Below are 11,760 nucleotides of genomic sequence, written 5' to 3' on the forward strand. Positions count from 1 at the left end.
CGAGGAGATCCCTGCGCCGACGGAAAGGACGATCAGTGAGCGAGCAAGACAAGGGGACGTCCGCAGGGGTGCGCAAGCGCGACCGCGGCGAGATCATCGGGCAAGGGGGTATGTGGCTCGCAAAGTGGTCGTTGGTGTTGGCGTCGATTTCGCTGGGCGCCTGGATTTTCGGCTGGCTGATCGAAAAGCTCTGGGTCATCATCCTGCCGGTGGCTCTGGCTATCGTTGTCGCGACAGTCATGTGGCCGCCGACCCGCGGAATGATCAAGCGCGGTATGCCACCGGCCGCGGCAGCCGGCATCACCTTGGTGCTCTCGATCGGAATCTTGGCCGGCGTGATCGCAGGCATCGTTCCGTCAGTGGTCAGCCAGGCCCCCGAGCTCGCGAACAAGACCACCGAGGGCATCAACCAGGTTCAGGACTGGCTCCAGGGTCCGCCGCTGAACCTGAAGGACGACCAGATCGACAACGCCGTCCACGCCGTCATCACCAAGGTGCAGGAAAGTGGAACCGCCATCGCTTCAGGCGTTTTCAGCGGCGTGAGTACCGCGAGCTCCTTGTTGGTCACGCTCGGTTTGGTTCTGATTCTCGCCTTCTTCTTCATCAAGGACGGACCGAGGTTCATCCCCTGGCTGCACGCCGTCGGCGGCGGTCGCGCCGGTCGGCATCTCGAAGAGGTCCTCACCCGCATGTGGGACACGCTCGGTGGATTCATCAGGACGCAAGCGCTGGTGAGCCTCATCGACGCGGTCTTCATCGGCGCCGGATTGCTGATCCTCGGCGTCCCACTGGCACCGGTGCTGGCAATTCTGACGTTCATCGGTGGCTTCATCCCGATCGTCGGCGCGTTTGTCGCCGGCGCCCTGGCCGTGTTGGTTGCACTGGTGGCCAACGGTCTCACCACCGCCATCATCGTGCTGATCATCATCCTGGCGGTACAGCAGATCGAAGGAAACGTCCTTCAGCCAGTGCTGCAGAGCAAGTCGATGAAACTCCATGCCGTCATCGTGCTGCTTGCCGTGGCCGCCGGTAGCTCGCTGTACGGCATCGTCGGCGCCTTCCTCGCAGTGCCCGTCGCCGCGGTGGCAGCAGTTGTCATCCGGTACATCGGAGAGCAGATCGACGAGCGCGCAAGCGACAACGAGCCGATGCCCGCCGGCGACGCGTCGGACATCCTCGAAGATCAAGACGACGACGCCGACGCCGAATCAGAGGTAGAGAACAAAAAGGCCTGATCAGCCTGCAATCACGTTCACCGAGGAGCCTGCACGTCCGCGAATGACGTGCAGGCGACTCGGGATTCGCTGCCTCATCTCGTCCACGTGACTGACGATGCCCACCACTCGTCCTCCGTCGCGAAGCTCGTCCAACACAGCCATCACCGAGTCGAGGGTATCGGCGTCGAGAGTGCCGAATCCTTCGTCGATGAACATCGTGTCGAGAACGATTCCGCCGGACTCCGCCGCAACCACATCGGCGAGTCCGAGCGCCAAAGACAATGACGCCAGGAACGATTCACCACCGGAGAGCGTCTTCGCCGAGCGAACGACTCCCGTGAAGTCGTCGCGGATGTCGAGTCCCAGACCGCCGCGGCGCCCCCGAGAACCTGCCTCGTCACTGTGCACGAACTCGTACCGACCCCCGGACATCCGCTGCAGCCGAACCGACGCCGATACGGCGATCTCTTCCAACCGCGAAGCGAGCACATACGCTCGCAGCGACATCTTGCGACTGTTCTGACCTTTGCCTGCGATCACGTCGGCGAGGGCCGCGAGTTCGTCGTGCAGTTCCCGCTCGGGCGCAACCGCCTCGTATGCCTTCTCGAGTTGTCCGCTGAACCGTTCGAGATCCGACACACGGTTCTCGGCCAGGGATGCGGCTGCAACAGCCGAGTTCACCACCTCGGCGCACTGAACGGCGAGGCTGCGAGGACCCTCGACGTCGACTGTCTCGATTTCGCCCACCGCAACGACCTCGGGGTCGTCGAGGATGGTGCGAGCGGCCACCTCGAGGTCACGCGCTTTGGCGAGTTCGGTTTCGATCGCCGCGATTCGGGCAGGCGATCTCACCCCTTCGATCGCAGCCTCGACCGAATCGAATCCGGCAGCGGCCGCCGCAGCGGCCAGTTTGGTCGACAGTCCCGCCGATCGCGCCTGCGCACGAACGGCCTCGTCACGCATCTCAGATGCCGCCGTGGCCGCGGAGGCAAGCCTGTCGAACCGCGAGCGCCGAGCAGCGATGGTCGAATCTTCTCCCACCGCAGCGACGATCGCCGCTCGAATCTGCTCGACCGTGGCCGACAGTGTCGTCATTCGCTCGGTCAGTGCTGCCAATTCGGCAGTCAGAGAAGCCGATTCCTGTTGCAGCTCGCCGTCACCCTCGTTGAGTTGCGCGAGCTTGTCGGCCAACACTCCAACCTGACCGGCAGAGTGTGTCGCCTCGTCGACGGCGCTCTGAGCCGCGGCGCGGAGCCTGTCGAGTTCTTCGACGTCTCCATCCCCGCCGCGGGCGATCACGCGGTCGATGTCACGGTCGACGACTACCTGGCGGTCGACTACCTTGCTCAGGGCTTTCTCCGCTGCACGCTCGGCTGCGGACGCGGCTTCCAGATCGGGCTCGGTGACCGTGACGACGTCCGACTGCGCCAGGGCAGGGTGTTCACGCGAACCACACACCTGGCAAGGGTCACCGGGCGCGAGTGAACTCGCCAACTCCGCCGCCATGCCTTCGATACGCTTCTGCACGAGATCGAGCCAGCGCCCGCGAGCACTCTGATGGACGTCGCGCGCATCCAACACCTGCACACGAATCTTCTCGGCTTGCGCACGCAGAGAGACGATTTCATGGGCCGCCGTCGCAGCATCCGACGCTCTGACGAGTGCCGCCTCGAGGCCGGGCAGAGTGGCATGCGCGCGTTGCGCGTCGTCCAATCTTCGGCCGGCCGCGCGTACCAGTTCTGGCAGTTCGGTGCGTTCAACCGCGATGGCATCAATGCGCTCGGACAGGGCGTCTCGCCGAACTCCGAGTTTTTCGACCTCGGCTTCCGCCGCATCGGCTCTGCGAGCGTCCTCCGCCATCGCGTCGAGACGAACGATCTCGTCACGCCAGGTCCGGATCCGAGTTACGACGCGTTGACGCTCATCGTCGGTGGGTGGCCACACTCCCGGCTCGAAAATCTCCGGCCCGCCCGTTGCCGAGTAGGTCGACATCGCGGTGTTCATCGATTCGAGCGATGCGACAAGACCCACGCGGGCAGTCTCTACATCGTCGGCGACAACAGCTACCTGCACAGCCCGCCTGGCGGTCTCGAGTTCGGCGCCGATCGCAAATCGGTGCGCGGTGCCCGTGTTGAATGCTGCGAGTTCAGCAGTCGCACGATTACGGCGAACGAGCAGCTCTGCGGTTCGCTGCGCCGTTGCGAGCACCCGATTAGCCTCGGCTGCTGCATCTTTGGCGGTCACCATCTCGGCGAGACTTGCATCGCGGGTGTCCTGAGCCTCGGCGAGGAGTTTGCGCGACCATTCCAGTGGGTGCGCCTCGGCGCCCACCTCGAGCCCAGCGGCAGTCTCGACCTTCGCGAGCAGCAGACGCACGGATTGCTCCCTGGCGGCGAGCGCGGTAGCACTTGCCTTTCGTTTGGCGTCGAACCATGCCTCGACGGAGACAAAACGCTTGGTGTCGAACAGACGCTCGAGCAGTTTGCCTCGCTCATCGCTTTCGGCGCGCAGAAATTTGGCGAACTCACCCTGCGGCAAGAGCACCACCTGGAAGAACTGATCAGCGCTCATGCCCATGAGACGGTTGATCTCGTCACCGATGTCAGGGATGCGCGAAAGGTTCTCGCCGCGGCCGTCCAACCACGTCAGCGTGGCTTTGGCATTCTCGGTAATCGAACCGGTCCCGCGCTTCTTCGGGCGCGAATACTCCGGACTGCGAACGAGTTTGATTCGGCGACCACTGATCGTCGCCTCCAGTTCCACGCGCGGCACCGAACCGGCCGGCGCGTGATCCGACAGCAATCGCTTGCCCTCGTTGCGCGCGCCCGGCACCCGCCCGTACAGGGCGAACGCAACCGCGTCGAGAATCGTGGTCTTTCCTGCCCCGGTGTCGCCGTGAAGAAGGAACAACCCGTCTGCACCCAAACGGTCGAAGTCGACTTCGACCGTGTCGGCAAAGGGCCCGAAACAGCTGACTTCGAGTTTGTGCAGTCTCACGCGGTTTCACCCAGTTCTACCGTGGACTCCTCGGCGCGCGCGGCAGCGCTGAGCGCTTCGGTCATCAACGAGACCTCACGCTCGTACGGGTCACTACGCACTGCCGAGACAAAGCCGCGGGCGATCTCCAGGTCGGTTCGACCACGAACCGCGTCGCGGTACTTGAGATCCGATTGTCCTTCCGGCCTTTGCCATTCGAGATGAACGGCAAACGGGAAACGGGCTTGAAGTTGCCTCATGGCATCGACCGGACGGACCGGGTCGGTGAGCAATGCGGAGACATAGCACTGCTCGGAATCGGCATATTTCGACTCGGTGAGTAGTTCGTCGAGTGTCCCCACTACCTGGCTCAGCCCCCGAATGACCGGGAGATCCAGGCGCTGCACCGACGACAGGCCAGCGGCGTCGAGTTCGATCAGCAGCGCCGCCTTACGGTGGCTGCGCTCACCGAACGAATACGGCAACGGTGAGCCTGAGTATCGAACACTCTCCGAGAGCATCTGCGGAGAATGCAGGTGCCCGAGGGCGACATAATCGACGCCGTCGAACTCGCCCACCGCGACGGTCTCCACTCCGCCGACCGAGATGGAGCGTTCCGATTCAGAGGCCTCACCGCCCACCACGAAGGCATGGGCGAGCAATACCGATCGAGTCGACGGGTCGGCAGCCGTTCGCTCGGCGAGATCTCGCCGAACACGCGACATGGCCGCTCCGAGGATGTCGGAATGAGTACGAGCCCGGGGCACGTCCAACTCGACGCGCGTGATCTCCGGCTCGAGATACGGAATCCCGTAAAACGCGACCGGCCCGAACTGATCGCTCAGCATCACCGGAGTACCGATCTGGCCGACGCGGGTGATCAGGTGCAATCCGCCGGCAGCGGCGAAGGATGCCCCGGCCCCGAGCCGCACCGCTGAATCGTGGTTGCCGGACGTGGCGACGATGACCGCTCCGGCAGCCCGGATCGCCTCGAAGCCTCGATTACACACCGTGACCGCGTCGGAACTGGGAATGGAGCGGTCGTAGATGTCGCCGGGCACGACCACGACGTCGACACCGTGTTCGCGGACGGAATCCGCGATGGACCCGAGCACACTCGCCTGATCGGCCAACAGATCGACGCCGTGAAAGGTGCGACCTATGTGCCAATCGGAGGTGTGCAGAATCTTCATGAATCCGACGGTAGAGCAGCCCACCGACACCACCGATCTCCCACGCTGACGGCTCCGGCGGTGTGCCCCAACCCACGAGCGTCCGGTGACCCTGCACACAATCCGTCCGGTTCGTTTGGCGAAGAACCCGAAACCATCGCGCCATCGCGTCGATAAATGCGCCAGCCACGACCCGCACAAACACGGCCGACAACGCAAGAACCGCTAATGTCGTTATGTGTCTGCAACCCAACGTGCTCGCTCCGGGGTACCGCTGGACAAGCGATCGCTCATCGTGACCGTCCCCGGCCTGCCCTGGTGGGGAGTGATCCTGCTTGCTGCCGGTGTCACCGCCGTCGGCGTACTGATCGATGCCACCGGAGGCGGCGGAGAGCTCACCGCGGTGTTCTCGACGTTCTACTTCCTTGGCTGTCTCTTCGCTGTGGTTGCCGCTTCGAACAAGGCTCTCTTCACCGCGATGGCCCAACCGCCGTTGCTGCTCTTCGCTGCGGTGCCGATCGGGCACACGCTCATCGGCAAGGACAACAGCACCGCACTGCGCGACATCGCGATCAACATCGCGTACCCGTTGGTCAACCGCTTTCCGATCATGCTGGCAGCAACCGTCGTCGTGCTGATCATCGGCGGTTTCCGGTACTTCCTGCTCAATCAGCGTCCCACCGGGCCTGCGCGCTCGACCCGCTCCCGCCGCTCGGCGGCCGCCACTCGTGACTCCTCTGCGGCTGCAACGCGAGAACAATCCGCACCCGAGACCGGGCGTCGCCGCAGAGTCTCGGACGCACCCGTCCCCGGGCCCCCGCGCCGCCGCGCCCCCGAAGTGGACGAACAGCCTGCCTACCGAAGCGCTCCCCGGCGCGAACCGATCGAAGACGAGCGCCCTCTGCCGCCCCGGAGAAGCCCAGTGCCACCCAGGGTCGATCGCACACACCAACCGCCAACGCGTCGCCCTCAGCCGGACAGTCGGCCGGTGGCAGACGACGACTACCCGTCGTACGGTCGCCGCCGGGCGCCCGAGCCCACTCCGTCGCCCAGGCGTGAGGAGCGGATGGAGCCCTTCTTCGCTTCGGGTGACGACGTATCGCCGCCGCTGCCCCCGCGCCGCCGCCCACCCGGAGTCGATCTTCCGGCGTATCCGCCGCCGCGAGTTCGGTATCGCGATCGCGAAGAGCCCTGACAGACGAGCCCGGTACCAAAAAAATGCGGGGCACCTTCCAGATGGAAGGTGCCCCGCATTTTTTGTGCTGTTCTAGGACGTGCGCGCTGCCCGCAATTCGCGGGGAAGAGCGAACACCAGAGTCTCGTTGGCTGTGGTGACGGGCTGAACGTCGTTGTATCCGTGCTCGGCCAGAAGCTCGATCACGCCACGCACGAGCACCTCGGGTACTGATGCACCTGACGTGATGCCCACTGTCTGGACACCCTCGAGCCACGCGAGATCGACCTCACGGGCGTAGTCGACCAGGTACGACGCGGCAGCGCCCGCTCCGAGCGCGACCTCGACCAGGCGAACCGAGTTGGACGAGTTCCGTGAACCCACCACGATCACGAGGTCGCACTCGGGGGCCATCGCCTTGACCGCGACCTGACGGTTCTGCGTGGCATAGCAGATGTCGTCGGACGGCGGGTCCTGAAGATTGGGGAAGCGCTCGCGCAGGCGCGCGACGGTCTGCATCGTCTCGTCGACGCTCAGTGTGGTCTGGGAAAGCCAGATGACCTTCGACTCGTCGCGCACCGTGACCGCGTCGACCGAATCCGGGCCGTCGACGATGGTGACGTGATCGGGAGCCTCACCTGCGGTGCCCTCGACCTCCTCGTGGCCTTCGTGGCCGATGAGCAGAATGTCGTAATCGTCGCGAGCGAATCGCTTTGCTTCCTGGTGCACCTTCGTGACCAGGGGGCACGTCGCGTCGATCGTGCGCAGGTTCCGCTCGGCAGCCGAATCGTGGACGGCCGGAGACACACCGTGCGCCGAGAACACGAGGAGTGATCCTTCGGGAACCTCGTCGGTTTCGTCGACGAAGATCACGCCTTGATCTTCGAGCGTCTCGACGACGTGGCGATTGTGGACGATCTCCTTACGCACGTAGATGGGTGCGCCGTGCTTCTCGAGCGCCTTCTCGACGGTCTCGACCGCACGGTCGACGCCGGCGCAGTAGCCGCGAGGCTCGGCGAGGAGCACACGCTTGGCGCTGCCCTTGCGGGTGGACGGCGAATCAGCCGAGTGCGCGATACCGAGATTGAGAGGAACAGCCGAAGACATGTGACCAGCCTACTGGCACGTCGAACGTGAGACACTCCGGCAAACGTGAACACCTCGGTTCAGTGCCTTGATCGACGTTTCTCAGCACCCCGATCGACGGTTGCGAAGTGAACGAGTCCGGCCGTCACAGGCAAGTCGGCTACCGATTGTCGGTGCTTTGCGGCAAGCTGTGGGAATGATCCGACCACCGTTCGTGGCGCGCGTTGCCGCGGGACTCGCCGTCACCGCGATGGAAGAGGCAAGGAAGTTGCCCACCACCGCTGTCGCCCTGCCGATGACCGCCGTGAGCCAGATGCTGCAGACAAGCATGCGCGTGCAGCAGTCGATCACCTCGCTGGCGATCAAGGGCGATCAGGCATTTGCACTGATCAACTGGTCTTCCGAGGACGAACAGCCCGAGTGGGCGGTCTTCGACGACGACGTCGACGCTCCCGCGGACTCGGCACCTTCCACCGGATCGACCACCGCTGACACCCCGACCAACGCCGGACGCTTCGCGCTCTACTCACTCGAGCCGACTGCCCCCATCGAGGAGCCCGCACCCGTCGCCGAGTCCGAATCCGCGGCAGCTACGACGGACAAGCCTGCCGAAGAGCCCGAGATCGTCACGGAACTCGACTACCCCAACCTCACACTCGCACAGCTCCGTGCGCGCATCCGGACGCTCAGCATCGACGAGCTGACCGCCGTCCTGGACTACGAGAATGCGACGCTCGCCCGCGCTCCGTTCCAGACCATGCTCACCAACCGCATCACCACAGCCAAGGCAAAGTGACTTCCGCAACGCCCCCCGCTTCATCGCAGCGATCGTCCGGCGCCAGCAGCGCTGAACAGCCGTGGCCGGTCCGCACGGTTTCAGCCAAGGTCGCCGGCTGGATCGATCGACTCGGCAGCATCTGGGTCGAAGGTCAGATCACCCAGATCAATGCACGCCCCGGCACCCGAACGGCCTTTCTCGTTCTGCGTGATCCGTCGGCAGACATGTCGCTGTCGATCACATGCTCACCGCAGTTGTTGCACAACTCTCCGGTGCCGTTGACCGAGGGCTCCCGTGTCGTGATGTTCGGCAAGCTCTCGTTCTACACCGGACGAGGAACGGTGTCGTTGCGTGTCACCGAGATTCGCGCCGTGGGTATCGGTGAACTCCTGGCCCGCATCGAGAGACTGCGCGCCTTGCTCGCCGCCGAGGGCTTGTTCGATCCGAGACTCAAACGGCCGCTTCCGTTTCTGCCCGGCACGATCGGCCTGATCACCGGCCGAGCGAGTGCGGCCGAGAAGGATGTCGTCTCCGTCGCCCATCGTCGTTGGCCTGCCGTGGCGATCGCGGTGCGTAACACCGCGGTTCAGGGCCCGACTGCTGTTCCCCAGATCATCGAAGCGCTGAAGGAACTCGACGCCAACCCGGTGGTCGACGTCATCATCCTCGCTCGCGGCGGCGGTAGCGTCGAGGATCTTCTGCCGTTCTCCGACGAAGCACTGTGCCGCGCCATCGTGGCCTGCACGACGCCGATCGTCAGTGCCATCGGCCACGAGCCGGACAGCCCGCTCAGTGACCACGTCGCCGACCTGCGCGCAGCCACACCCACCGACGCGGCCAAGCGCGTCGTACCCGACGCGGTTGCGGAAGCTGCTCTGGTTGCGGATCTTCGTGACCGCAGCGCTGCGGCACTGCGCAGCTGGGTCAAGCGTGAGTCTCATCTGATCGAACAGTTGCGCACTCGACCGGTCATGGCATCACCGCTGCTCGCGGTGGATCGCCGCGCCGAAGAGGTCGAACGGCTCCAAGCCGCCGGACGACGCGATGTGGCTCGGTTGATCGACTCCGAGTCCCGAACGATCGAGCATCTGCGCGCCCGGCTCACCACGCTGGGCCCCGCCGCGACGCTGGCCCGCGGATACGCAGTCGTGCAACGTGTTGTCGCCGACGGCGATCCGGAGGTTCTGCGCTCGGTCGAGGACGCGCCACCCGGTACCCAGATTCGAGTTCGACTTGCAGACGGCGCCGTTCGCGCCGCAGTGATGGGAAGAGAAAAATGAGCAACGCCACCGATACCGACATCAACGAGCTCGGCTACGAAGCCGCCCGCGACGAACTGGTGAGCGTCGTGAAGATTCTCGAACAGGGCGGTCTGGACCTCGACGCGTCACTCTCATTGTGGGAGCGAGGCGAAGCGTTGGCCAAGCGCTGTGAAGAGCATTTGGCGGGCGCCAGGGCTCGCGTCGAAAAGGCTCTGGCCGAAGCGGACGAATAACGTCCGCTCCGACCGCAGAACCTATGGCGTGATCGGCTGCGCTGCGCCGACCTTCTCGGCAAGAACCCGGAACTCTTCCGGCGTAGCCGCGCCCGTGAGCAACAGGCGAACGTCCCCGACGTCGGTGACCCAGATCGACTCGACGCCTTCGCCGCCGAAGACGTTCCACGTATCGGCACCGACGGTCTCGACTCCGGTCGCGAATCGCTGTCCACCGGCAACGTGTGACACCAACGGGAATTCCTCGGCGTTGCTCTGTGTCAGCTGGATGTAGCGACCACTGGTCGTGATGAATCCCACAGTGCTCGAATCTCCGCCGCCGTCGCCGGAGATGATTTTGCGACTGCCGGAGTTCGGCGTCCACCCGTCCGGAACACCGGGATTACGGATGGGAAATCCGAGTTCCTTCGCGTCGTAGTTCAGAGCTGCGTCCACGTCGACGCTCGGGATAGGCCCCTGCGTCGGGCCGCCAGGACTGAACGTGCACTGGCTGGCGATGCCCGCAATGATGATGCAGAACAGCACCAACGGTACGAGAGACCAGACCATGTCTTTGTTGTCTTCGAGAATGCGGGGTTTCTTCGATGCCACACCCCCAGTATCCAGGAACTCCGCAGTAGATACGATTCCCGGTCCCCCTCGAGCGAGACAAAACGTCTCTGCGGCGACCCGACAGCGCACGTAGCCGCTCCCATCTGGGACAATGACGCCTGAAGAAACCACTGCGTCGACACACCCCGTCGACCGCGACCGCGCCAGGAGGCACCGCACATGACGGCCAGCAGCACTCATCGTGAGACCCCGGACCGTAACCTCGCACTCGAATTGGTCCGAGTCACCGAAGCCGGTGCTATGGCTGCCGGTCGCTGGGTAGGCCGCGGCGACAAGGAAGGCGGCGACGGAGCAGCCGTCGACGCAATGCGTCAGCTCGTCTCCTCGGTCTCGATGCGCGGCATCGTCGTCATCGGTGAAGGCGAGAAGGACGAAGCGCCGATGCTGTTCAACGGCGAAGAGGTCGGAAACGGCGACGGCCCCGACTGTGACTTCGCCGTCGACCCGGTCGACGGCACCACCTTGATGTCCAAGGGCATGCCCAACGCCATCTCTGTTCTGGCTGTTGCCGAGCGCGGCGCGATGTTCGATCCGTCGGCCGTGTTCTACATGGAGAAGATCGCCGTCGGGCCGGATGCCGCAGACGTCATCGACATCAGCGCGCCGATCGCCGAGAACATCAAGCGCGTGGCCAAGGTCAAGAAGGCGTCGGTCTCCGACATCACGATCTGCATCCTGGACCGCCCGCGTCACAACCAGCTGATCCAGGACGTGCGCGACACCGGCGCTCGTATCCGTCTGATCTCCGACGGTGACGTTGCCGGCGCGATCGCCGCAGCGCGTCCGGAGTCTGGCACCGACATGCTCGTGGGCATCGGCGGAACGCCCGAGGGCATCATCGCCGCAGCGGCCATGCGCTGCATGGGTGGATCGCTGCAGGGCAAGCTCGCTCCCACCGACGACGAAGAGCGTCAGAAGGCCATCGACGCCGGTCACGATCTCGATCGGATCCTGACCACCGAAGATCTCGTCTCGGGCGAGAACGTCTTCTTCTGCGCCACCGGCGTCACCGACGGCGACCTCCTGCGCGGCGTCCGCTACTACGGCGGCGGCGCCAGCACGCAGTCCATCGTGATGCGTAGCAAGTCCGGCACCGTTCGCATGATCGACGCGTACCACCGTCTCGAGAAGCTGCGCGAGTACAGCTCCGTCGACTTCGACGGCGAAGAGGGCGCGGTTCCCCCGACGTTCTGATGGGCTCCGCCCCGTGAGCGGTTAGGGAGTCCCTGCACTCCTTAACCGCTCACGGG

The 11,760-nt window shown here is 64.6% G+C and carries 10 protein-coding genes; 6 read left to right on the plus strand and 4 right to left on the minus strand.

Translation table 11 applies throughout. The features are described from left to right. Positions 1–35 precede the first annotated feature (35 nt). Complete coding sequence (locus I7X09_RS06705; RefSeq protein ID WP_124567069.1) at positions 36–1,235, plus strand: AI-2E family transporter; 1,200 nt, start codon at positions 36–38, stop codon at positions 1,233–1,235. Here I7X09_RS06705 and I7X09_RS06710 read toward each other — a convergent pair whose 3' ends face one another. Further along, positions 1,236–4,214 carry an AAA family ATPase gene (locus tag I7X09_RS06710; RefSeq protein WP_200316150.1) on the minus strand — a complete coding sequence of 993 codons (2,979 nt, stop codon included), beginning with the start codon at positions 4,212–4,214 and terminating at the stop codon, positions 1,236–1,238. It abuts the gene before it with no gap. Continuing rightward, positions 4,211–5,386: an exonuclease SbcCD subunit D gene (locus I7X09_RS06715; RefSeq protein ID WP_200316151.1), complete on the minus strand. Its 1,176-nt coding sequence runs from the start codon at positions 5,384–5,386 to the stop codon at positions 4,211–4,213. The genes I7X09_RS06710 and I7X09_RS06715 overlap by 4 nt, the downstream gene beginning before the upstream one ends. A 217-nt stretch (positions 5,387–5,603) precedes the next feature. Here I7X09_RS06715 and I7X09_RS06720 point away from each other — a divergent pair, with 217 nt between their 5' ends. After that, entirely contained in the window at positions 5,604–6,560 is a 957-nt protein-coding gene (locus tag I7X09_RS06720; RefSeq protein WP_124567071.1) for a DUF6542 domain-containing protein, read from the plus strand. A gap of 72 nt (positions 6,561–6,632) precedes the next feature. Here the strand turns inward: I7X09_RS06720 and I7X09_RS06725 are convergent, their stop codons facing one another. Beyond that, the gene (locus I7X09_RS06725) at positions 6,633–7,646 is read right to left on the minus strand and encodes a 4-hydroxy-3-methylbut-2-enyl diphosphate reductase (RefSeq protein ID WP_003945273.1); all 1,014 of its coding nucleotides are present in this window, start codon (positions 7,644–7,646) and stop codon (positions 6,633–6,635) included. Positions 7,647–7,821: 175 nt separating this feature from the next. Between I7X09_RS06725 and I7X09_RS06730 the strand changes: the two genes are divergently transcribed. Genes I7X09_RS06730 through I7X09_RS06740 form a run of 3 tightly spaced genes read left to right on the plus strand, consistent with a single transcriptional unit; the run spans position 7,822 to position 9,898 of the window. Beyond that, positions 7,822–8,421: a lipid droplet-associated protein gene (locus I7X09_RS06730; RefSeq protein WP_124567072.1), complete on the plus strand. Its 600-nt coding sequence runs from the start codon at positions 7,822–7,824 to the stop codon at positions 8,419–8,421. After that, complete coding sequence (gene xseA / locus I7X09_RS06735) at positions 8,418–9,683, plus strand: exodeoxyribonuclease VII large subunit (RefSeq protein WP_200316153.1); 1,266 nt, start codon at positions 8,418–8,420, stop codon at positions 9,681–9,683. Before I7X09_RS06730 ends, xseA begins: the two co-directional genes overlap by 4 nt. After that, on the plus strand, positions 9,680–9,898 hold the full coding sequence (locus tag I7X09_RS06740) for an exodeoxyribonuclease VII small subunit (RefSeq protein ID WP_003945276.1): 219 nt from the start codon (positions 9,680–9,682) through the stop codon (positions 9,896–9,898). Before xseA ends, I7X09_RS06740 begins: the two co-directional genes overlap by 4 nt. A gap of 21 nt (positions 9,899–9,919) precedes the next feature. On the opposite strand, the gene I7X09_RS06745 is transcribed toward I7X09_RS06740, so the two are convergent. Further along, positions 9,920–10,489: a DUF4245 domain-containing protein gene (locus tag I7X09_RS06745; protein WP_200316156.1), complete on the minus strand. Its 570-nt coding sequence runs from the start codon at positions 10,487–10,489 to the stop codon at positions 9,920–9,922. Between the two features lie 180 nt (positions 10,490–10,669). Here I7X09_RS06745 and glpX point away from each other — a divergent pair, with 180 nt between their 5' ends. Continuing rightward, the gene (glpX, locus tag I7X09_RS06750; RefSeq protein WP_019744581.1) at positions 10,670–11,704 is read left to right on the plus strand and encodes a class II fructose-bisphosphatase; all 1,035 of its coding nucleotides are present in this window, start codon (positions 10,670–10,672) and stop codon (positions 11,702–11,704) included. Positions 11,705–11,760: the final 56 nt, after the last annotated feature.

This window comes from Rhodococcus sp. P-2 (genome assembly GCF_016598535.1).
GTDB lineage: Bacteria > Actinomycetota > Actinomycetes > Mycobacteriales > Mycobacteriaceae > Rhodococcus_F > Rhodococcus_F baikonurensis.